At 59.7% G+C, this 23,262-nt stretch carries 18 protein-coding genes; 12 read left to right on the top strand and 6 right to left on the bottom strand.

What is annotated here, in order from left to right; genetic code table 11:
* Positions 1-133 precede the first annotated feature (133 nt).
* The 4 genes from LFT43_RS13490 (at position 134) to LFT43_RS13505 (ending at position 8,150) form a co-directional block, all read left to right on the top strand.
* Positions 134-2,599: a polysaccharide deacetylase family protein gene (locus LFT43_RS13490; protein ID WP_395797530.1), complete on the top strand. Its 2,466-nt coding sequence runs from the start codon at positions 134-136 to the stop codon at positions 2,597-2,599.
* 252 nt (positions 2,600-2,851) lie between these two features.
* A complete protein-coding gene (locus LFT43_RS13495) occupies positions 2,852-5,284 on the top strand; it encodes a lysozyme (RefSeq protein WP_395797532.1) in 2,433 nt (810 codons plus the stop codon).
* 146 nt (positions 5,285-5,430) lie between these two features.
* The gene (locus LFT43_RS13500; RefSeq protein WP_395797534.1) at positions 5,431-6,438 is read left to right on the top strand and encodes a substrate-binding domain-containing protein; all 1,008 of its coding nucleotides are present in this window, start codon (positions 5,431-5,433) and stop codon (positions 6,436-6,438) included.
* Positions 6,435-8,150 carry a DUF2142 domain-containing protein gene (locus tag LFT43_RS13505; RefSeq protein ID WP_395797536.1) on the top strand — a complete coding sequence of 572 codons (1,716 nt, stop codon included), beginning with the start codon at positions 6,435-6,437 and terminating at the stop codon, positions 8,148-8,150. The genes LFT43_RS13500 and LFT43_RS13505 overlap by 4 nt, the downstream gene beginning before the upstream one ends.
* Positions 8,151-8,241: 91 nt before the next feature.
* Here the strand turns inward: LFT43_RS13505 and LFT43_RS13510 are convergent, their stop codons facing one another.
* Genes LFT43_RS13510 through LFT43_RS13520 form a run of 3 tightly spaced genes read right to left on the bottom strand, consistent with a single transcriptional unit; the run spans position 8,242 to position 11,443 of the window.
* The gene (locus LFT43_RS13510) at positions 8,242-9,651 is read right to left on the bottom strand and encodes a sugar nucleotide-binding protein (protein WP_395797538.1); all 1,410 of its coding nucleotides are present in this window, start codon (positions 9,649-9,651) and stop codon (positions 8,242-8,244) included.
* Positions 9,652-9,654: 3 nt separating this feature from the next.
* Positions 9,655-10,653 carry a dTDP-glucose 4,6-dehydratase gene (gene rfbB, locus LFT43_RS13515; protein WP_395797540.1) on the bottom strand — a complete coding sequence of 333 codons (999 nt, stop codon included), beginning with the start codon at positions 10,651-10,653 and terminating at the stop codon, positions 9,655-9,657.
* A 34-nt stretch (positions 10,654-10,687) separates the two neighbouring features.
* Entirely contained in the window at positions 10,688-11,443 is a 756-nt protein-coding gene (locus LFT43_RS13520) for a glycosyltransferase (protein WP_395797542.1), read from the bottom strand.
* A 96-nt stretch (positions 11,444-11,539) separates the two neighbouring features.
* On the opposite strand from LFT43_RS13520, the gene LFT43_RS13525 reads away from it, so the two are divergent.
* The 8 genes from LFT43_RS13525 to LFT43_RS13560 all read left to right on the top strand — a co-directional run bounded on the left by LFT43_RS13525 (position 11,540) and on the right by LFT43_RS13560 (position 19,603).
* A complete protein-coding gene (locus LFT43_RS13525; protein ID WP_395797544.1) occupies positions 11,540-12,778 on the top strand; it encodes a polysaccharide biosynthesis protein in 1,239 nt (412 codons plus the stop codon).
* Positions 12,779-12,788: 10 nt separating this feature from the next.
* Positions 12,789-13,721, top strand: coding sequence for a glycosyltransferase (locus tag LFT43_RS13530; protein ID WP_395797546.1), 933 nt, complete (start codon positions 12,789-12,791; stop codon positions 13,719-13,721).
* A 14-nt stretch (positions 13,722-13,735) separates the two neighbouring features.
* Positions 13,736-14,488, top strand: coding sequence for a glycosyltransferase family 2 protein (locus LFT43_RS13535; RefSeq protein ID WP_395797548.1), 753 nt, complete (start codon positions 13,736-13,738; stop codon positions 14,486-14,488).
* Positions 14,488-14,871 (top strand): DUF2304 domain-containing protein, encoded by a 384-nt coding sequence (locus tag LFT43_RS13540; protein ID WP_395797550.1) that lies wholly within the window; start codon positions 14,488-14,490, stop codon positions 14,869-14,871. Before LFT43_RS13535 ends, LFT43_RS13540 begins: the two co-directional genes overlap by 1 nt.
* Before the next feature lie 8 nt (positions 14,872-14,879).
* Positions 14,880-15,767, top strand: a complete 888-nt coding sequence (locus LFT43_RS13545) for a glycosyltransferase family 2 protein (protein WP_395797552.1) — start codon at positions 14,880-14,882, stop codon at positions 15,765-15,767.
* A 10-nt stretch (positions 15,768-15,777) separates the two neighbouring features.
* Complete coding sequence (locus tag LFT43_RS13550; RefSeq protein ID WP_395797554.1) at positions 15,778-16,692, top strand: glycosyltransferase; 915 nt, start codon at positions 15,778-15,780, stop codon at positions 16,690-16,692.
* 70 nt (positions 16,693-16,762) lie between these two features.
* Positions 16,763-17,626, top strand: coding sequence for a glucose-1-phosphate thymidylyltransferase RfbA (gene rfbA, locus LFT43_RS13555; RefSeq protein WP_395797556.1), 864 nt, complete (start codon positions 16,763-16,765; stop codon positions 17,624-17,626).
* Between the two features lie 9 nt (positions 17,627-17,635).
* Positions 17,636-19,603: a DUF6541 family protein gene (locus tag LFT43_RS13560; RefSeq protein WP_395797558.1), complete on the top strand. Its 1,968-nt coding sequence runs from the start codon at positions 17,636-17,638 to the stop codon at positions 19,601-19,603.
* 55 nt (positions 19,604-19,658) lie between these two features.
* Here LFT43_RS13560 and LFT43_RS13565 read toward each other — a convergent pair whose 3' ends face one another.
* The 3 genes from LFT43_RS13565 to LFT43_RS13575 are packed head-to-tail and all read right to left on the bottom strand — an operon-like array spanning position 19,659 to position 23,256.
* On the bottom strand, positions 19,659-20,420 hold the full coding sequence (locus LFT43_RS13565) for an ABC transporter ATP-binding protein (RefSeq protein WP_395797560.1): 762 nt from the start codon (positions 20,418-20,420) through the stop codon (positions 19,659-19,661).
* A 1-nt stretch (position 20,421) separates the two neighbouring features.
* Positions 20,422-21,291, bottom strand: coding sequence for an ABC transporter permease (locus LFT43_RS13570; RefSeq protein WP_395797562.1), 870 nt, complete (start codon positions 21,289-21,291; stop codon positions 20,422-20,424).
* Positions 21,292-23,256 carry a glycosyltransferase gene (locus LFT43_RS13575; RefSeq protein ID WP_395803084.1) on the bottom strand — a complete coding sequence of 655 codons (1,965 nt, stop codon included), beginning with the start codon at positions 23,254-23,256 and terminating at the stop codon, positions 21,292-21,294.
* Positions 23,257-23,262: the final 6 nt, after the last annotated feature.

The following is a 23,262-nucleotide window of genomic DNA, read 5'->3' on the forward strand; positions in this document are numbered from 1 at the left end:
CACTGAAGGTCTGGCTAGTCAGGTTGCAGGCGCGACGAGGGGGTTTCGGATGCAAAACAGAAGGTTGGTGGCCTCCCGCTTTGGGCGGGGGACCCCTGATAAAGGTCAACGGACCCATCGCAAGGCGACTGCCATGGGGGCAGTCGCTCTCCTCTTAGCGACGCTCTTCAACGCGGCCATGTTCGTTCAGCCGGCACAGGCCGCGGGACCGCTCGTAGTCACCCTGACCTTCGATGACGCCAACGCAGACCAGGTGACCGCTGCCAACTACCTGAATTCGAAGGGGATGAAGGGGACATTCTTCCTTCCATCCGGCTACCTCAATGCCGCGGATCCCAATGGTGGTCCGGCCCCTTACATGACGACCGCTCAGGCCCTCGCCCTCCAATCGGCAGGCAATGAGATTGCCGGGCACACGGTGACGCACCCCGACCTTGCCCAGATGGACGCGAACGAGGTGGCACGCCAGGTGTGCAATGACCGCGTTAACCTGACCAACATGGGCTTCCGCGTCACGAACTTCGCCTACCCGTTTGCCTCCGCCACCCCAGCCGTGCAGCAAACAGTCGCCAACTGCGGCTACAACAGCGCCCGAGGCCTCGGCGACCTTAAGAGCAAGGCTGCTCCAACGCTGACTCAAGTCGCCGAGCCGCTACCAGTTCCGGCAGCAGACCTCTACTTCACCAAGGCGCCGGATGAGGTGGACAACACTTGGACAGTTACCGACATGCAAACGGTTGTGACCCAGGCAGAGGCTGGTGGCGGCTGGGTCCAGTTGACTTTCCATCACTTCGACTCGACCTCGGATCCGTTGACAGTCACCACTGCCAACTTCCAAGCCTACGTGAATTGGCTGGCGACGGAACAAGCGGCCGGCAGGATCGCCGTCAAGACAGTGAGCCAGGTGATGGCCGCCCAGTTCCCTGACCCGTCCAATCCAGCCCTCGACGTAGACAAGCCAGTTGTCAACGGACCGGCCGCACCGCCCCCCATCACTGTCGGAAACCTGCTCCAGAACCCGAGCCTGGAAACGGCCGGCCCGGTAGCCTCAGGACTCCCGTATTGCTGGGCGATCGGTTCATACGGCACGCAAACCTCCACGTTCACCTCTGTGACTCCCGGCCACACGGGAAACGTCGCCGAACAGATGGTGACGACCGGCTACGTTAGCGGAGATGCCAAGCTGCTACCTACTTTGGATCTAGGCCAGTGCGCTCCAAGCGCTACTCCCGGTCATACCTACCAAATGTCGGCTTGGTATAAGTCAACCGCTTTGACTCAATTCGAGTTGTATTACCGAACAGGCCTGGGCACGTGGACGTACTGGACAGCCAGCCCGAACTTCGCGGCATCAACGGCCTGGACCCAGGCAACATGGACCTCACCACCCGTCCCCGCGGGAGCCAGCGCCATCAGCATGGGCCTGAACCTGCTCACCAATGGGACCTTGGTAACCGATGATTACGGCCTGTACGATTCAATTGGGGTGGCGAGCGTCTTCAAATCGATGACACCGACCAGGATGCTGGACACCCGTAACAACCCCGCCCCCGTCGCACCGAACGGAACAGTCTCGTTCCAGGTCGCCGGCGTCAACGGCATCCCGGCAAACGTCACGGCTGTGACATTCAACCTCACGGTCGCCGGTGCGGCTTCGTTCGGATTCGTCACCGCCTATCCGTCCGGAACAACCGCGCCGAACGCCTCCAACCTGAACTATGCCACGGGTCAAATCGTCCCGAATTTGGTGACGGTACCAGTAGGCGCGGATGGAAAGGTCACCCTTCTTAACGCCTCCAACGGCACCTCGCAACTCATAGCGGACGTCTCCGGATACTACATCCCTGCGGCCGTACAGTCGCCGGGCGAGTTCCAACCCATGGCGCCTAGCAGGTTCCTCGATACCCGCAGCGGCACCACCCCGGTAGCGCCCGGCGGAACAGTCTCCTTCCAGGTGGGCGGCGTCAGCGGCATTCCGGCGTCGGTTTCGGCGGTGACGTTCAACCTCACTGTAGCCAACGCGGCGTCATTCGGTTTCGTCACGGCCTATGCGTCCGGGACCAACCGGCCGAACGCCTCCAACCTGAACTACGCTACTGGGCAGATCGTTGCAAATAGCGTGACTGTACCGGTGGGTGCGGACGGAAAGGTCACCCTTTTCAACGGCTCTCCCTCCGGAACCGCCCAGCTCATCGCCGACGTGTCCGGCTACTATCTGGGCGGCGGCGCCGCTACGGTTTCGGGGGCCTTCCAGCCAATCACGCCTACCAGGTTCCTCGATACCCGGAACGGCCCCACCCCTGTGGCGGCAAACGGAACAATATCGTTCCAGGTCGGCGGCGTCAGTGGGGTTCCCGCAACGGTTGGTGGAGTGACTTTCAACCTCACGGTGGCCAGCACGATGTCGAACGGGTTCGTCACGGCCTTCCCGGCCGGAACCCAAGTGCCAAACGCCTCCAACCTGAACTACGCCCCAGGGCAGATCGTGCCGAACCTTGTGACGATACCAGTGGGGAACGCTGGACAGGTCAGCCTGTTCAACGCGTCAAAGGGAACCGCGCAACTCATTGCAGACGTCTCGGGATATTTCCTCCCATGATCTCCTGACGCTCCACAACTGAAGCAGAAGCACCTACGCCCCCGTCCGCATATAGCGGGTCGGGGCGTAGGTGTTTTCGCGCGCGACTCCATTGCAAGTTCAACGAGTCACAAAAATCCCACCGGCAACATTAGCACCACCTTGCACATCGGTGTTATGGTTGGCTTCAAATTTAGCGTTACCCCCAACCGGCCACCGATATTTTCAGGTGCCTCCCCATCGGGAGTCGGTAATCTCGTGTGGAGCTAAGCCATGAAGACCACTCAATTAAGAGCATCTATCTCCACTTTCGCGGCGCACCGCGCCTATGGCCTCTTCTCAGCGGTCTTGTGTGGAGTGGCAGCAATTCTCCTTTCCACGACGACGGCGGTCGCGGCTCCAGCAACACCGGCACCATCTCCGGGGACGCTTCCCCCCGCGGCCACCGCAACGTCGACTCCGTTACCCTCGCCTTCCGCGACCACTGCGCCCCCGGCTCTCCAGCAAGCAACGCCCGCGCCGACGTCGTCACCGTCGGTTCAAAGCCCGACGGCGGCACCCCCACCCACCGCCGCAAGCCAAAACGACGAAGGACGCCGCGCCGCCATGCGGGAAGCCGCCGGTCCCGGGGGCGCCCAGATGGGGCAGCACTCCCCTCGAGTCCAAGGACTACTGACAACGCAAAGCAGCTGGACCCCGCCCTTCGGCATTCAAGGCATCGACGTCAGCTCCTACCAGCCATCTGTGGATTGGCAGCAACAGTGGAACATGGGGGTGCGCTTCGCCTACGTCAAAGCCACCGAGGGCAACTACTACGCGAGTCCTACCTACAGCTCGCAGTACAGCGGTTCCCGCAGCGTCGGGATGATCCGTGGGGCGTACCACTTCGCTATCCCCAGCTGGTCCGCGGGCGCGGATCAAGCGAACTACTTCGTGCAGAACGGCGGCGGGTGGACCTCGGACGGGGCAACAATGCCGCCGGTGCTCGACATTGAATATGCGCCTTCATATACGGGTACGAATATCTGCTACGGCATGTCACCGTCCGCGCTCAACACCTGGATCCACAACTTCGGCGATACCGTCCGTGCCCTCACTGGGCGGTACCCGATGATCTATTCAACGACGGACTGGTGGAAAACCTGCCTGGCCGACTCAACCGGCTTCAGCGACTATCCGCTCTGGATTGCCTCGTACACAACCAACACGGCAATCGGCACGCCATCCAGCTGGTCAACCTACAGCGTTTGGCAATACAGCAGCACGGGACCATTCAGCGGCGACTCGAATGTTTGGAACGGGGACTACGCATCCCTGCAAAGGTTCGCGGGTAATCCGGCCAAGGGTTCCTTCGATTCCCTGTCCCTTGTCCGGGACACCACATCGGCATACCTTCGGGTCACGGGCTGGTCGGTTGATCTCTCGAGGCCGTGGGTATCGACTCCCGTCAACATCTCCGTCACGGGGCCCAATAACGTGACCACCGGGTACTCATTCTTGGCGAACGGATACCGGCCGGACGTGGACAACGCCTTCGGCTATGGGCCGGCGCACGGTTTTGACAATAACATCCAGATCACCGCCTCCGGCACCTACAAAGTGTGTGCCACCGCCGCGGGCGCCAACGGCAGTGTTGATCTTGGGTGCAAGAGCTATCAAGCAAGTGGCGTTGAACCGCCCATCGGCTCCTTTGACAGCCTGTCGCAGGTCCGCACCCCAACCGATGTTTCGCTGCGCCTGACCGGATGGGCCATAGATCGCGCTAACTCCAACACCGTGTCTTTCGCTGATGCCTATGTCACGGATCCGAATGGACAGACCGTGGGCTACCGCATCGCGGCCAACACATCCAGGCCGGATGTTGGAACCGCCACGGGTTACGGCGCGAACCATGGCTTCGACAAGTTGATCAGCCTCGCCAGAGCCGGCAACTACCATGTGTGCGTCTACGCGATTGGGCAGTTCTACAACACCGGGCTGGGCTGCAAGGACATCGCGGTGGGCTCCAACCCGCCGCCAAAGGGCTACTACGACTCAATCCGAATCGACCAGAACCCGGGTGCGGCAAACATTGTTGTGAGTGGTTGGGCATTCGACCCTACCAACGCGGCAGCCAGCATTCCTGTCCACGTGTATGTCCAGGCCCCGGACGGCAGCAACGTGGGAACAGCCTACACGGCAAACCTCTCGCGGCCTGACGTGAACAATGCCTTCGGAATAGCCGGCAACCACGGCTTCAGCGCTTCGCTTGGGGTCAAGACACCTGGTAGGTATACCGCCTGCGCCTATGCCCTGGCGGTCGCACCTCTCGCAAGCGGGAATACGGCGCTGGGCTGCATGACCATCCAGGTGACCAACACACCTATCCCGAACGGCTACCTCGATTCCGTGGGCATTGCCACCGTGTCGGGACAAACCAACATCAAGGCGACTGGGTGGACGTACGACCCCGCAGTTCCAGGCTCATCCACACCCGTGCATGTCTACATCACCTATCCTGACGGAACCCGCCGGGGATATGCCTTCACGGCAGACCTTCCGCGGGCCGACGTGAACAACGCCTTCCGGATCACGGGAAACCATGGCTACTCCACGCAGGTTTCGATCACCCAGCGGGGCAGGTATTCGGTGTGCACCTACGGAATCGGAATAGCGCAGTTCAGCTCCGGTAACGCCTTCCTCGGCTGCCAATCCCTCAATTATTGAGCCGCGCGCTGGTTCAGTCCTCAGAGGTTCAGCGGTTAGGGTTGTCAGGAGGAAAGTCTCAGCTATACCCGTAATCGAAAGGACTCCCGGTGCATCATCGGTCGATTCGCCGAGCGACAGGATGCCTCCTGTTTCTAGGCATCAGCTTGGCCGCTTGCGCCAGTCCCCCCGCTAAGCAGCAAGACATTCGCGGTGCGCTTACCGCCATCGGAAGTCCCATTCAAAGCGACCCGATCGGCGCCTGGGCCAGTGCCTGGCGGAAAACCAACACAGCGACGTCACTGAGCTACTCGCCGGACGGCTCCGACGTCGGGCTGAAAGCGCTGGCGACCGGCCAAGCTTACTACGCTGCGCTCGACGCCCCTTTGACGCCGCAGCAACAGGACTCGACAAAAGTGCGGTGTGGCTCGGGCGGCGCGTTCAGTGTCCCGACATCCGTGACCTCGATCGGTGTCGTTTTCAACATGCCAAACATCCGAAGCTTGAAACTCAATCCGGACGTGCTTGCGAAGATTTTCTCCGGCGATATCAGTCGCTGGAATGACGGCGCGATCGCGGCGATCAATCCGGGCACCACGCTTCCGGACGCACCCATTGTGCCCGTCACGGCAAGCACCCCTTCAGCATTGACTTCCGCCAGCACGCACTATCTCTCGCCGTCCGCCAGCTGGTCCGCAGGGGTCATCAACAAGTGGACGAAGGTAAAGGGCGGCCAAGAGGTCAAAAACTTCAGCGACATCGCAAAGAAGGTCGACGGCACAGCCGGCGCAATCGCATTCATGGATTCGGCGTCGATCGGATCCCGGTTTGATACGGCACTTTTGTCCTTCGGCGGAAGTTTCGTCAGGATGTCGAAAGACTCCGTGGCAGCAGCCGTGCAGGCTGGCACTACCAAAACGGTCGGGACGGGAGTCGAATTCAGCCTTCCCGAAAAAACCGACCATGGCTACGCATTGGGGAACGTGAACTACCAGGCATTTTGTACCACCTACAAGAACGGGCAGATTGCTTCACTCGTAAAATCGTGGGCGGACTTTGTGGTCGGTGCGGATGGACAGGTAGCCTCGACTTATTTCGCCGGGGTGGCCTCCCCAAGCGAACAATCCTTGCAGGAAGCTTCACGCCTGATTGAAAAGATCGGGAGTGCTCAGTGATCCACCAACCAGCTTCCCAGAGTCGCACACGGCTCGGCACTTCGCGTCAAGAGCTCCCGACTGCAGGAGGGTTGCGGTCCCGGGCGCGGAATGTCTCGCCCGCAACCAAGGCAGGTTTCGGATTCTTCATCCGCGTTTTTGCCCTGTTGGCCGCACTCATCACCTTGTGGATCCTGGCCACTCCCCTGATGGCCTATCCCGACGAGCCCGCCCACACGATTAAAGCGGCAGCCGTGGCGAGAGGCCAGTTCTTCCCGGTACCGGGCGAGTCCTACGGCAATGGCATCCACGTTCAGGTTCCGTCCTACATCGCCAACGTCGATTCCCAGCGTTGCTTCGCGTTCCTCAAGGAACAACCCGCAGGTTGCGCGCCTGATATCCCTCTCGGCGACACCTACACCACCATTGGCGTCACCTCGGCCGGTTTGTACAACCCCTTCTACTATTGGTTCGTCGGACTGCCCAGCCTGTTCATGTCAGGAGCTCCGGCCATCTTTGCCATGCGCATTGTCAGCGGACTCATGTCTGCTGCCTTCTACGCTGCCGGCTTCACCGCTTTGTCCAGGCTGCGCCATCCCAAGTGGCCAATGGTCGCGGCCGCCGTCGCGACGACGCCGATGGTTTTCTTCCTTGCCACAGGTGTTAATCCGAATTCACTGGAGGTCGCCGCGTCGATGGCGGCATTCTGCGGCTTGGTCTCTGTCCTTGAGAACTCTAGGCAGCTTCATCTTGCCCGCCCGGGAATCCTCGCAGTCGGCATATCGGCCGCGACCTTGGCCAATACGAGGAATGTCTCCTTACTGTGGCTCCTGTGCGGCGCGATTGTGGCCTGCCTCTTCTTCCGGGGAGCCGATATCGTTGCAATCTTCCGCAACCGGCTCCTGCTCATCGTTGCGGGGCTGTCCGCAATCGGGGTGGCGCTTGGAGTCATTTGGAACTTCGTCATGCTGGCGGCGCCGCCGTCGGCCGGCGAAGCACCCGCCGGTATTTCCAACGCGGTGGAGGGCCTCCGCCCCTCCAATGCTTTCGTCACCATGCTGGATAGGTCCTTCGATTTCGTGAACCAGTACATCGGCGTCGCGGGTTGGCTTGACGCGCCGGTTCCCCAAGCCGTCCTGATGTTCTGGAATATGCTGCTCCTTGCGCTCCTGCTGATGGTTTTCCTGATGCGCCCGGCACGGTTGCAACTGGGTTTCTGGGTAGCCATTGGCATGCTCGCGGTAGTTCCCGCCTTGGTTCAGGCGGCGCTGGTCACCAGCAGCGGCTTCATCTGGCAGGGCAGGTACAGCCTGCCGTTGTTCGCGATCGCGGTCATTTCGGCCGGGCTGGCGCTTCGTTTCCGAAAGTTCCAAACCAATCTGACTAGCCGGACGCTCACCAAGATTCTGCTGTGGGCAACGTGCGCCGCCCACGTGTATGGCTTCGTGTATATCCTGCGGCGCTATGTGGTGGGCATCCCGGATTTCGCCAATTGGCTCGTGATGTTGAGCAAGCCGGATTGGCAGCCACCCCTGTCCTGGGAAGTGCTCACCTTGCTTCTTGCGGCGACCTTGATCTTTGCCGCATCCCAACTTTTTGGATTCCTGCATCCTGGTGTACCGTTCTTCCCGGCCCGGCTCACTCATGCGTTGAACCGGGTGCGCAGTCGAAACGGGCGGCCGTTGGAGCAAGCTGCACGCGACAGCTCCGTCCTATCCCAACACGTCGAGTAAGTCCTCCCGGATAACCTGGAACAAGTAAAGGGTCTGGTCAGGCAATCTTGCCTGACCAGACCCTCTAGTTTTTCAGCTTCGCATGGAGCGACTAGCTGCGAAGATAATCCGCCAACCTGTCGTAGCTGCGGGCCGGCGCGAAGCCGGTTCGTTTGATCTTGCTCAGGTCGAGAACACTATTGAAGGGTCGTGGTGCCGCGGACTTCCCTTTGAAGTACTCTTCCGTACTCACTCCCGTGACGTCGTCACGGGATGCGCCGCAGAGTTCGTACACGCCCCCGGCAATGTCGGCCCAAGTCTCGGATTCACCGTCATTGCTGAGGTTATACGCCCCAAACGGGGCGTTCGAGTCCAATAGGTGCTTAATCCCGGCCGCGATGTCTTCCGTGAAGGTGAGCCGGCCGATTTGGTCGTTGACGACGCTAGGCTTGATTCCACGACTCGCGAGGGAGGCCATGGTCCGAACGAAGTTGTTACCCTCGCCAATGACCCAGCTGGTCCGAACGATGTAGTGGCGCGGAACCACACTGACGACGGCGTCCCCAGCCGCCTTGGTCTGGCCATATACGCCAAGCGGGGTGAACGGTTCATCTTCGTCATGCAATTCGCGTGTGCCGTCGAAGACGTAATCCGACGAGACATGAACCAACGTCAAGTCCTGCTCGATCGCAGTCTTCGCCAAGCGCGCCACAGCTGAGACATTCACTTGCCAGGCAGCTGCCCGCCCCTCGGGGCTCTCGGCTGCGTCGACGGCGGTGTAAGCGGCCGCATTGATGATCGTCGAGTAGTTCTTCCAGTTCCGTCCCGCAAACGATGCTTCGTTGGATAGGTCGAAGTCGGCCCGCGCTGCAAACTCAACCGAAGCGATGCCGTCGTACAATTCACGCAGCGCCTTGCCCAGTTGACCGTCGGCGCCCACCACGAGCACCTTCCGGGCCGGCATGGGCACTACCTCAGCCAGTCGCGGGTGTGCCCTGTCCTTGTCAGACAGCTCTGCCTGGTCCAATGGCACCGGCCATGCAATGGCAGCGGTCTCGTCCGCGAGATTCAGGAAGGTGTATCGGCTCTGGGCGTCTGCAGACCAGTGGTCATTGACCAGATAAGTGTAGGCGGTGTTGTCCTCAAGGGTCTGGAACGCATTGCCGACGCCGCGGGGAATGAAGATGGCTTGGCTCGGGTCAAGTTCGGCGGTGAAGACAGCACCAAAAGACGGGCCCTCGCGCAGATCGACCCAGGCTCCGAAAATCCGCCCAGTGGCCACCGAGATGAACTTGTCCCACGGCTCGGCATGGATTCCGCGGGTGGTGCCGGTCTTCTCGTTGAACGAAATGTTGTTCTGAACGGGACGGAAGTCCGGCAGGCCAAGAGCGATCATCTTGTCCCGCTGCCAGTTTTCCTTGAACCAGCCGCGGTTGTCGCCGTGAACGGGTAAATCATAGAGAACGACGCCGGGAATCGGAGTTTCGCGGGCTGCGAGCGGTTTCGAAAACTCGATCGTCATCGCCTACTGGCCCTGTTCCGTGTATTTGGCTTCGGTGGCCGCCTTCTGGGGACGCCACCAGGACTCGTTGTCCCTGTACCAGGCGATGGTGGCTTCAATTCCGGCGTCGAAGTTGGAGTATTGCGGCTCCCAGCCGAGCTCATCGCGAAGCTTGCCGGAATCGATCGCGTACCGGAGGTCGTGGCCCGGCCGGTCTACGACGTGGTCGTAGGCATCGGGCGACTGGCCCATGTGCTTGAGGATGAGCTCCACAACGTCCTTGTTGTTCTTCTCGCCATCAGCGCCGATCAAGTAAGTCTCGCCGATCCGGCCTTTTTCAATGATGGCCAGCACGGCGGAGGAGTGATCGTTCGCGTGGATCCAGTCGCGGACGTTCTCGCCCTTGCCGTAGAGCTTCGGACGGATCCCGTCGATCACATTGGTGATCTGGCGCGGGATGAACTTTTCCACGTGCTGGTACGGGCCGTAGTTGTTCGAGCAGTTGCTGATGGTGGCCTGCAGCCCGAAGGAGCGCACCCAAGCACGGACGAGCAGGTCTGAACCGGCTTTCGTCGAAGAGTAAGGGCTGGAGGGGTTGTACGGCGTCGCTTCCGTAAAGCGCTCGGGATCGTCCAGCTCGAGGTCGCCGTAGACCTCGTCAGTGGAGATGTGGTGGAACCGCTTGCCGTGCTTCCGGGCGGCTTCGATCAGCGTGTACGTCCCGATGATGTTGGTGTCCAGGAAGGGACGGGGATCGTGCAGCGAGTTGTCGTTGTGGGATTCGGCCGCGTAATGGACCACAACGTCGCAGTCTTCAACGAGCTTGTCCACGAGCTCTGCGTCCGAAATGTCACCCTGGACAAACTCGAACCGCTCCGCCGGTAGGCCGTTCAAGGATTCCAGATTGCCGGCGTACGTTAGTTTGTCAAGGACCGTGACACTGTCCACTGTCCGTTCTAGGACGTAGTGGACAAAATTCGAACCGATGAAGCCGGCACCGCCGGTGACCAGAAGTTTCTGCATGGGAACAGCCTACCGAACGCCACGCCAAGGGCGGTCAAGATCGCAGGCGCACCCTGCGTGTGGCCTCGAACATGAGACGGAAGATCATGATCCGTGCTTTCACGATTCTTGAAAGGGAACGCCAGCCCGCCGGCGTCTGATTGTCGTCGTGCAATCGTCGGAGCACCGTCGACTCATCAAGGTGGCAAATCGACCGCGCAACATTGCCGCAAATGGCCAGCCAAAGGTCATGGGATTCATTGACGTACGCCGGAATCGGCACAAAGTAGCTGAGCGCATCCCTACGGATACCCATTGCGCATCCGTAGTAGGCGCGGTACCCGATCAAGATCGCAAACAGATTGGCCAGGTGCCGCCGCGAGTCCGCGGACCGAAGCCGTGGAATCCAAGGCCTGGCTCCGCCGCCGAGTACGTCGAAGTTTCCCGCAACGATCTTGTGGTCTGCCAACGCACCCAGCATGAGTTCGACCCGACCGGGAATCCATACGTCGTCTTGGTCGGAAAGCATGATGAATTCGCCCCGGCTCAATTCGACCGCCTGTTCGAACGTCCGGACATAGCCTTTGTTGACCGACGCGCTGACAAAACGGAGTCGCGGATCCTCGATTCCCTTGACGATCGCGGCGGTGTCGTCAGGGGACGCGTCGTCCACAACCACCAATTCATCGTTGGGACCCAGATCCCGGAGGATGGAGTCAATCTGTTCCTCGATGAAGAGGGATCCTTTGTAGGCCGCCAGGCAGACACTCACGCGGATCGGCTGCCCATCCGGCGTCGTCGAATCGTTCATGAACTCCACTCTAGGCGAGTTACCAAAAGGTAAGCGGGCAGGCATCATCGCGTATCATCGTAAAGTCACGCCGTCGAGCAATAGGACCTACCAGTAATGAAACCCGTGTTGCTTCGACTCGCTGGATTCACGCTGCTTCCTCTTCTGGCGTTGGTTCTGCCCTTCCTCCTGCTCCCTGTCATTGCGCGCGTTGTAGGGGCCGCCGGTTGGTCGAGCATCACATCCGGACAGGCCATCGGAGTCTTTGGGGCCACGATCATCCTGTGGAGCTGGAATATTTCAGGCCCGGTGGCCATCGCGCGCAGCCACTCTCCCAAGGATCGCGCGTCGATCTATTCAAGAAGCATCCGGACTCGGATCATCATTGCCCTGGTTGTCTTTCCTCTCATGAGCATCATCGTGGCCCTCGTCGCACACGATGGCTATCGCCTCGACGCGATTACGATGGCGTGGGCCACTGCCCTCACCGGATTTTCCCCGGCCTGGTTCGGAATCGGCACCGGACAGCCGCGAATTTTGGCCATCTACGACACGCTCCCCCGCTTTTGTGGAGCGCTCCTCAGCGTTCCCGTCATTGTTGTCACCGGGCAGATCTGGATATATGGCGTGCTTTCCCTCCTTGCGACCATTGCGGCCTCGATTGCTTTCCAACTGCGATTTGGTGAGGCAGGGACGTGGTTTCCCAAGCGTCCGGGGAAAGTCATCCAGGAGATCGTTCCCGAAACGGGTACAGCGGCCATCAACTTCGCGGGAAGCGCCTACGCCTCGTCCCCGGTTCCCATCGCTACTGCGACAGTGCCAGTGGCTACGGCGACCGCCGGTTTCGCTTCGGCGGACAGCATCTACCGCTTCGGCCTCTTCAGCGTTGTGGCTGTCGGGAACACTTTTCAAAGCTGGACCCTCGAGGGAAGCGCTGAGGACTCACGACGGCGGCACGCGGTGGCGCTGTTGACGCACCTTGCCCTCGGGGCCGTCGGGGCGCTTGGATTGGGTTTCCTGGGTCCGTGGGCTTCAGCGATTCTGTTTAGCGATGCAAACAAAGCGGACACCGTGACCTCGGTCTTCTACGGGATCTCTTTCTTCTTCCTCTCGGCTTCTACGCCCCTAATTAGAAACCTCCTCATTCCCGCCGGGCACCAAAGAACTGTGCTTTTGTGGACGGGGATGTCGGCGGCGGCCGGAGTCGTGTTCATGCTTGTGGCCGGCTTGAGTACAAATGTTCCGGGTGTCGCCCTGGGAATGGCCATCAGCGAGGCGTTGCTCTTCTTCGGCCTGCTCGCCCCGGCGTCCAGGCTCCTGCCTGCCAAGGCGCTTCCGATAAGTGTGGACAGGTAGGATCATCTCCGTGATTGAAAGTCCACAACGACGAACCGCAGCGGTCATCGCCGCGTTCAACCCCGACAATGAATTGCTCACCAACGCCGAATCCATTGGACTGCAAGTTGACGAACTCATCGTCATCGACGACTGCAGCACCTCCCCGGCGTCGGAATCGATCTTCGATCGCCTTTCCGAGACCGGAGCAAGGATACTGCGACTAAGCAGCAACTCCGGAATCGCAGCCGCCCTGAACCGCGGACTCGAGGAACTGGAAGCGACCACCCGCCCGGATTTTGTGCTGACTTTTGACCAGGACTCGCTGCCAGTCCCGGATTATGTCGCAAATGCGCTCGCGACTTATGACCGCGCGGCAGCTAAGGGACAAAGAGTGGGCTTCGTCAGCGCGGAGACATTCAGCGGGCATCGCGTGCCGGCTCTCGGAACCTCCAGCGGATTGTCAGAGGCTTTCGACCCCATGCAGTCCGGCTTCTTCATCCCGCGTTCCACATTGGCCGACGTCGGCAACTTCGAGACGGGCTTCTTCATCGACTGCGTGGATTCCGAATTCACCGCACGGGTGAGGGCAGCCGGTTACAGAATAGTCATCGGGGAAGGGTGCGAAGTCGGACACCGCCTCGGAGCGCGCCTCCCTGCGAGGGTGCTCGGACGGCCCCTTCGACTTCGCGGTGATGATTTGTCTTTCAACTACTACTCGCCTTTTCGGATGTACTACATCATGCGCAATGGGACCACCCTCGCACGCAGGTACTGGCGCCGCAATCCGGCATGGGTCATTCGACGCATGCTGGAAGACGCAAAAGCGCAACTTCTCCGCTTCGCGTTCAGCCCGGATCGACGGTATCTAGCGATCGCCGCCTGGGAGGGGCTTATCGATTCATGCCGCGGAAGGCAGGGTCGCATCAGCCCGGATCTCCTCGACCGCATCCAGCCACGATGACATTTAGGAGAACGATGGAAATTCATGACTCAACGCGGGTCCTGGTCATCATGCCAGCCTGGAATGAAGCCGAGTCAGTTGGCGATACGGTCCGCGAAGTTCTTGGTGTCGGACGTCCCTACGACGTGCTTGTCGTCAATGATGGCTCCACGGACGACACCGCGGAACTTGCTGCCGAGGCCGGAGCGACGGTTCTGAACCTCCCCTTTAATCTGGGCGTCGGTGGCGCAATGCGTGCCGGCTTCAAGTACGCCAAACGCCTGGGCTACCGCCAGGTGATTCAAGTCGACGCCGATGGGCAGCATGATCCGCGGAACATCGGCGAAGTCCTCGCCGGCCTCGAGCATGCCGACATTTCGATTGGCGCCCGGTTCGCGGAAAAGGGCGAATACAAAGTCAGCGGTCCTCGAAAGTGGGCAATGCAGTTCCTTGCAAGGGTCATTTCCGGTCTGGCAAAGACTCGCCTCACAGATGTGACATCCGGATTCCGGGCTGCCAACCGCCGAGCCATTGACCAGTATCTGGACCACTATCCGGCAGAGTACCTGGGCGACACAATCGACTCCCTTGTTGTAGCCATCCGTTCGGGCTGCAAGGTGACGCAGATCCCCGTTGCGATGCGCCCGCGGCAGGGCGGAACTCCTAGCCACAACCCCGCCAAGGCAGCGGTCTATCTAGGCCGCTCCACCTTCGCGCTCCTCTTCGCGCTAACCCGCAAGAGATCAACCATTCCGTCCGTATCACCATCGGCCCAGGGGGCTTCCTAGTGGGAAATCTGGCTGCCTTCCTCCTCGCATTGGCGATCGTGGGGATCGTTTTCGAAATGCTCCGGCGCAAGAAGCTTCGCGAGAAGTACGCTGCGCTTTGGCTCGTTGTCGGGACGGGAACCCTGGTCCTTGCTGCGTTCCCCCGATTGCTAACCATCGTTGCCGAACTCGTTGGCGTGCAGCTGCCATCGAATCTGCTCTTCATTATCAGCATCCTGCTGCTGTTGGGTGTGTGTCTGCACCTGTCTTGGGAAATCTCCGTCGTCGAAGATGAGACCAGGACCCTGGCTGAAGAAGTTGCGATCATGCGGGCCCTCCTTGAGCGACTTCAGGGCGCAGAAACCACAGAGGACGATACTTCAACTCCTTCCAGCTCGAAGTAAGGAACCGAATGGCCCTGGACATCTTCATCCCCTATTGGGGGGATCCTGACTACATGCGGCAGGCGGTCGACAGCGTACTGGCACAGGATTCGGACGACTGGCTCCTCACGGTCGTGGACGACGCTTATCCGGGCGACGAGGTCCGCAAGTATCTCGAGCAATTCAACGACCCTCGGATCACTTACATCCGCAAGGAAACCAACCAAGGCATTACGGAGAACTTCCGCACGTGTGTCTCGCTGGCGACGCAGGACACGTTGGTAGTCATGGGTTGCGACGACGTTCTCCTCCCGAACTTCGTCGATGTCGCCCTTGGCGCACACCGGGACTTTCCAGACGCCTGGATCATCCAGCCAGGCGTCGAAGTGATCGATCAAGCCGGGGATTCCGCACGGCCGATTGTGGACTTCGTGAAGCAACACTTGGTCAAACCCCGCGGGTCCGAAGCGAGGGTGGTCAGTGGCGAGAAGCTGGCAGTCAGCCTGCTCCATGGTGACTGGCTCTACTGGCCATCCCTGATTTTTCGGCGCGACAAGATCAGCGACTTCGATTTTCGCGACGGCCTCCACGTCATCCAGGATCTTGGGTTGATCATGGATATGGTGTTGGCAGGCGCTAAGCTTCTGATCGAGCCGGAGGTGTGTTTCGCGTACCGCAGGCACACCGGCAGTGCCTCCTCAAGAAAATTGCTGGATGGTTCCCGTTTCGCCGGGGAGCGCGGATACTTCAAACTTGCCGGCGACCTTTGCACCAAGAAGGGTTGGCGGAAGGCATCGCGGGCAGCGGCCTTGCGTCTTACTTCCCGGGGCCATGCTCTTGTCCTCCTTCCCAGTGCAGCATTGCACGGCGGCCCGGCGGCTGTAGGTTCCCTCCTTCGCCACACTCTTGGAAACTAGGTAATTCGACGTGCAACCCGATATTGATCCGTCGAAGCGTCTGAACCAAGTTGCGGCCGTTGTCACGGCGTTTCGCCCTACGCCGCATCTGGTCGAAAACGTCTCGTCCCTCCTTCGCCAGCTAACCACCGTAGTGGTCGTCGACGACGGCGGCGGGCCCGGTTTCGACCACATCTTTGACGCGGCAGCCACGGCGGGTGCGCTGGTACTGCGGCTCGAAGAAAACTCCGGAATCGCGTCAGCCTTGAATGCAGGGATCGAGTTAGCACGCACTAAACCGGTCGACTACATCATCACCGTCGATCAGGATTCGCTCCTGACCGCCGAATATGTTCGACAACTAATGGAAGCCGCTGAATCTGCCGTGGCCGCGGGCGTCACCCCTGGCCTTGTATCGCCTGCGCGAATCCACGGCAATCCCGTCAAGACCGCAGGGTCGAAATCCGGGGTTCAGCTGGGACGGGAGCCGATTCAATCCGGATTATTGATTCCGGTTTCAACCCTGGATACGATTGGCAACTTCTGGGATGGGTTGTTCATTGACCTTGTGGACACGGAGTACTACTTCCGTGCGCTCGATGCAGGACTACCGACTGTACTGGCAGATGCGGAGTTCGACCATTCCCTGGGCTCACTGGTAGATGCGAATATCTGGGGCAAAGACATCAAGTTCCAGGACCAGACCCTGAAGGTCCGGATCGCGGCTTCGTGGCGCTATTACTACATATTCAGAAACAGGATTCTTGTCGGTCGCCGATATGCGAAAGTGCATCCGGGGTGGGTTGCCGGCGGCCTGTTGCTGGACATGAGGCATCTCCTTCTCGTCACGGCCTTGGCACCGGGCCGCGCTGCCCGGCTAAGGTCTGCGTTGAGGGGAACTATCGACGGCATCCGTGGCCGGAGCGGAAAAGCACACCTCGGCTAGGAGTTCAGTCCGTGCACCTGGACAGTCGCTGGTTTTGCCGCGGACTCGAAGGTAAGGGATGATGGGGACCATGCGTGGAATCATTCTCGCCGGTGGCACCGGCTCTCGTCTGCATCCGATTACTCACGGCATCAGCAAGCAGCTGGTCCCGGTGTATGACAAGCCGATGATCTACTACCCGCTCTCCACGCTCATTTTGGCGGGCATTCGCGACATCCTCGTCATCACGACGCCCCACGATGCCGAACAGTTCCAAAGGCTGCTCGGTGACGGCTCCCAGTTCGGCGTCAATATTTCCTACGTTCAGCAGCCTTCGCCGGATGGACTGGCCCAGGCGTTTATCCTGGGCGAGGAACACATCGGAAATGAAACCGTAGCCCTCGTTCTGGGGGACAACATCTTCTACGGACAGGGCATGGGAACGCAGCTGCGGAAACATGCAAACATCGACGGTGGCGCCGTCTTTGGCTACTGGGTAAAAGACCCCAAGGCATACGGAGTGGTCGAATTCAACGACGATGGCAAAGCCATTTCGTTGGAGGAAAAGCCGGAACACCCCAAATCGCACTATGCGGTTCCCGGCCTATATTTCTACGACAACGACGTCGTTGAGATCGCGAAGAACCTGAAGCCTTCGGCCCGGGGCGAGCTCGAAATCACGGACATCAACCGCACATATCTCCAGAACGAAAAGCTCCATGTCGAGATCCTTCCGCGGGGCACGGCCTGGCTCGACACTGGTACTTTCAACGACCTGAACGACGCCTCGAACTTCATTCGCACGGTAGAGAACCGCCAAGGCCTCAAAATCGGGGCTCCTGAAGAAATCGCCTGGCGCCAAGGGTTCCTTTCCGACGACGAGCTGCGTGAGCGTGCCGAGCCGTTGGTAAAGAGCGGTTACGGAGCATACCTCCACGGCCTGCTGGAAGGTTAGTCCCCGCGCGTGTGGTGGTCTGTCCTGCCGCAGCTGATCGGTGCTGCCCTGTTGTTGGTTTCGCCCGGCCTGCTCGTGGCTTTGGGATTACGGTACCGAGGATTTGATGCGCTTGGGTTGTCCCCGGCTCTTTCGGTAGGCGTGATCGTCATGGCCTCGACGGTGAGTCCGTTCTTGAATATTAGGTTCAATCTGGTTCCGGTGGCGGTTGTGGCCCTGGCCCTCGGCGTCGTTGCCTGGTTCCTGTCCCGTTCCCGCAAGGGCTCGAGCACAGGCACCGCCGTGAGATCCAGTCTTTGGCGGCGGTCCATCCCCTTTGTCTCCGCCGGACTGGCGATGGCCGTAGTTGGTGCCCGCGTCATGCAGGCGGTCGGCGGTCCCGAACATTTCTCGCAGACATACGACGCCGTTTTCCATCTCAATTCCGTCAAATACTCCCTTGACACCGGGAACGCCTCTTCGCTGACGATTGGAAACATGACGGGCGGTGGGTTCTATCCTGCCGGCTGGAATGCGGTGGCAAGCTTGGTCGCCTCCACATTTGCGTTGGACGTTCCTTCCGCAGTGAATATCGCCAACATCGTCATTGCCGCGTTGTTTTGGCCACTGAGTTGCCTTCTGATGTCCCGATGGGCGATAGGCCGCTCTCCTGCTGTGGCTCTGGCCGTGGGAATTGCTTGCGCTTCCCTCGGCGCCTTCCCGCTCTTAATGATGGATTTTGGCGTCCTGTACCCCAATCTGCTGTCAATCAGCGTTTTGCCGGGCTCAATCGCGCTCGCTGCGGCGATTTCCCGCGTCGCGCCTGCCTGGGTACCTCGCGATCTGCCCGCCTTCCTGGCACTCATACTGAGTTTGTCCGGACTTCTCGCGGCACATCCGACCACCTTCATGGCGTGGCTGACGTGGACCGCCCCCATGGCAGCGGTCCTTGCTTGGAAAGCCATCCGGCTACGCCGAGGAAATTCGCAACGCCTGGGACGACCAATCGCAGCGTTGCTCGCCTATTGCGTAGTTTTTCTTGCGCTCTGGATCGTTCTCAGGCCGCCGTCTGACGCCTCGTTTTGGGGTCCGTACCATACGGTTCCACAATCCTTGGGCGAGGCCCTCGTCTTCTCGCCGCTGGACTTGCCGACGGCGTGGCTGGTTGCCCCTTTTGCGTTACTGGGTGTTTGGACCTGTGTAAGACGGCCCCGGTACAGGTGGATCGTTGCCGTATTCCTGATCTTCACCGGCCTGTTCGTAGTGGTTTCGGGATTGCCGATTTCCAGGGTGAGAAGCCTGCTAACCGGTGTTTGGTACAACGACACCTATCGCATCGCGGCACTCCTCCCAGTCATCGCCGTGTTGCTCGCTGCCCTTGGCCTCGATTGGGTCTGCGAGAAAATCAACGCATCCCCACTGATTCGAACGGTCTTCGGAGCTGGGAACCCGAATCCAGCCCGGAGGACGGCACTCCGATTGTCGATTCAAGCCGGGGGAACGGTTCTTCTCATCATTGGTGCCGTCGTGCTGGGTCAGCTGGGTGGAATGAACAGGGAAGTCGAACAGACCGCGGCGAAGTACACCCTGTCAGCCAGTTCCCCTTTGGTTTCGACAGACGAGTTGGCAATCATCCAAAGACTGCACAATGTTGTCCCCCATGACGCTGTCTTGATCGGTAACCCATATACCGGCGCGTCTCTTTCTTATGCCCTGGGTGATCGAAAGTCCGCGCAGCTTCACATCCTTAGCTACGTTTCCCCCGATCTCCAAGAGATATACGACCGCTTGGGAACAGTCTCAAACGACCCTGACGTGTGCCGGGCAGTCCGGAGCCAGCACGCGTACTATATTCTCGACTTCGGGACGCTTGAAGTCCACGGCGGCAACCACACTCCGGCCGGCCTCATACATCTGGATGAAAATCCGGGAGTTCAACTCGTCGACAGCCAAGGGAACGCCAAGGTCTACAAGATTACGGCTTGCGGAAGCAATTGATCCAACGCGCCGCCGAGCGGCCCGGAAGGACACTAGCCGGGCCGCTGGGTTGCCGCTAGTCCGCCGACCGCCGTCGAAGTTCTTTCACGACTGCGTGTACTTCGCCATCCATGATGATTTGGCCGTGTTCCAACAACACTCCGCGTTTGCACACCGAGGCCACCAGATCCAGGTCGTGGCTCACCACGAACAGCGTCTTGCCCGCCGCCGCCAATTCGTTGATCTTGACAATGCATTTGCGTTGGAACGGTTCGTCGCCCACGGCGAGGATTTCGTCAATCAGGAAGACCTCAGGGTCTGTGTGGACCGCGATTGAGAATGCCAGCTTCAAGTACATGCCGGAGGAATAGAACTTGACCTCAGTGTCGATGAATTCTCCGATTTCGGAGAACTCGACAATCGAGTCGAACATGTCATCGATCTGGCTTTGGGTCATCCCAAGGATGGCCCCGTTGAGGTAGACGTTGTCGCGGCCGCTGAGGTCGTGGTGGAACCCTGCCCCGACCTCGATCAGGCCGGCCACCCTCCCCCGCGTGCGGACGGTTCCCTCATCCGGTTGCAGCACGCCTGAAATGAGCTTCAACAGAGTTGACTTGCCCGAACCGTTGAGCCCAAGCAACGCCACCGTTTCGCCCTGTTCAACGTCAAGCGAAACGTCCTTAAGCGCGTCAAACTTCCTGGAAAGGTCCCCTTTGCGTCCGGTCAGCAACCACACGATTGCTTCCTTCATACTGCGGGTGTGCCGGAGCACGAACTTCTTCCGCAGATTACGGCACGTGATCGCTACGCTGTCGGAGACTTCCGTGGGTGCAGACATTTCAGAGCTCCTGGGCAAAATGAACGGACAGCTTCATGAAAACAAGCTGGCCAATCACGAGGACGAGTGCGGCCACGCCAAAGGCAGACGGAAACCAGACTGTGAGCAGGTCGGGCGGCATGGAGATCGACGCCGATTGCTCGGCGCTCAGCGTGGGTGACCAAAACGCCCAGTGGAAGATTTCGACGGCGACTGTCACCGGGTTCAGCTGGTACAGGAAGAACCATGGACCCATGACGCGCTGCACCATCGGCCACACATAAAGAACCGGCGAAGCCCAAGTGACGATCATGAGAATCATGTCGACGATGTTCTCCGAGTCGCGGAAGTAGACGTTCGCAGCACCAAACAACAAACCGAGTCCGGTGGAAAGGATCGCGGTCAAGATGAAGGCTCCAACGACGGCCAGAAGCTGCCAAATTGATGGGCTCCAACCGCTCAGCAAACAGGCGCCGACCAAGACCACAACTTGTGGAAGCAGATGGGCTGCCGAAACCCACACGGTGGAGACCGGGAACAGTTCCCGGGGCAAGTAGATCTTACGAATGAGGTCCCTGTTGTCGACAATGGAGCGCGTCGCGTTGCCTAGGGACTCCGTAAAGAAATTGACCAGCACGATTCCCGCAAAAAGGTAGATCGCATAATTGGGGGTTCCCCGTTGCATGTCGAGGAACACTCCGAGCGCTACGAAGTAGATCAAGAACTGCATCAACGGCTTCACGTACGACCACAGAAGTCCAAGCACAGACCCGCGATAGCGGATCTTGATCTCTTTGCGGACCAGCAGTTGGAGCAGGAACTTGTGTTTGTAGACGTCAATGATGCCGCGGCCGCGACCCGGTTGGACCAAGTCGGTCACGGGTTGTGTCATCTAATGGCCTTCCCCGTCGGCCAAGCCAAACGTCTTCTTCCAGGCTTCCATGGATGTGATCTCGGGCAGAGCCTTCCGGTATTGCTCCGCGAGCTCCTCCCAGTGGCGATAGAGATTGGCATGTTGTTTTCCTGCTTCTGCCAGCATGGCCTTGAGCTGCTCCGGGTCACGCTTGTACCAAGAGGCAGCTGTGCCGTCGGCGTTGGAGACCACGACGCTGTCGTAGTGTGCCAGGCGGAACCATCTGTTGTCGCGGTGGGCAAGGAAACCTTGAGGCCGCTCCGCTGCCTCAGGCGAGGGCTTTTTCATCAACTGACGGGCGACCGTCGTGACCCCCCACTTGACGAGATCCTTTTTGTGGGGAAGCCCGATGGGTTTCAGGCCGGAAGGCCCCTGGCCCAAGGCCGGTGCAGGGAAGTCGTCCACGTTCTCGCGCATCTGAGCATCCGGGTAGTTGGACTTCAGTGCATTGATCTCGCCGAGCTTCGAGGCGATATTGCGGTGCAAGTGGTCGGGTCCGAGGAAGAGGTCCCGCAAGGCGTCGAGTCGGGAGTGCTCGGTGAAGTACTGCATGGAAACCAAATGTTTGACGTCCGCCTGGAACGACTCCCGGATCACCCTGCCCCCCTTCTTGTAGGGGCTGTAAATGAGCGTCGTAATAAGGCGGTTCCGGCCATGGAAATATGCCTGCCAACCGACCAGGTCATCCTTATCAATCCAGGACACATGCCAGACTGCGGCACCGGGCAAAGACACAGTGGCAAAACCCGCCTCACGGGCTCGAAGCCCATACTCGGCGTCGTCCCATTTGATGAAGAGCGGAAGAGCCAGCCCGATCTCGCGGATGACCTCGGTCGGGATCATGCACATCCACCAACCGTTGTAGTCAACGTCGACACGGCGATGAAGCCAGGGGGTCTGCCGAAGGTTCGCAACGCTGAAATCATGCCTCATCTCCATGTCGGCATGCGGCATGGCTGGCACAAAGCGGTACGGGTCCACCACTTCACCGAACGTGTGCAGCACGCTGCGACTGTAGAGATCGAACATATGCCCACCGACGATAGTGGGCTTGCGACAATGGTCCGAGAAAACCAGTAACCGGGAAATACTCTCCGGCTCGATGACGACGTCATCATCGAGCAAGAGGGCGTAGTCGCTTCCGTTTTCCACAGCCTCATACATGCCGCGGGAAAATCCCCCGGAACCACCGAGATTGGCCTGATCGATGATCCGCAGCTTGCCTCCGAGGGCAGACTTGACTTCGGCGAAGCCAGGCTGATCTGCGACCTTTTGTGTTCCTTGGTCCACAATGAGGATTTCCTGAACGTGTTCCAGTACCTCGGGATGCTCCGAAAGAATCCTCGCATTGTTCAGGCAGAAGTCCGGTTTGTTCATGGTGGTGATCTCAAGGGTCACCTTCCCCGGATGAACGTCGCGTTCCGCACCCTGCCACTCTGCCGAATCAAGAGTGAGGTCTTCGCGGCTGGACGCAAGATCGAACCAGTACCAGCCGCCGTCGCCGAAGGGCTTGAGTGAGAGGTCGAACTCAGTGACAGAAGTTCCTTGTACCCGGGCTCCGTCAACGCGCTGGAGGGTGCCCCGCGCGTTCGACTTGAAGACGGTGACCGTGCCGTGGCCTGTTGTCCGGACAACGAGACGGATCGATTGCAGGTCCGTCCAACGCCGCCAGTAGCTCGCCGGAAAAGCGTTGAAGTACGTTCCGAACGAAAGCTGCTCTCCCGCGCGGAGCTTGACCGAACTCCTGGAGAGGACATCCTCGAAATGGACTTCCTCGCTGCCCGAACTCACGAAGTGAAGTTTCTCCTCAGGCGGCTTCGGGTTCCTTGCGAATTCGTCGTTTTCGCGCAAACGGATGCCGTTCGCCGGTCCGGCGTCGACGTACAGGGAAGTTGTGTCGATCTGGTCGTCGGAAGGCAGGATGACTCGCTGGAGTACCTGCATTTTGCT

Source organism: Arthrobacter sp. FW306-04-A (assembly GCF_044358315.1).
Classification (GTDB): domain Bacteria; phylum Actinomycetota; class Actinomycetes; order Actinomycetales; family Micrococcaceae; genus Arthrobacter.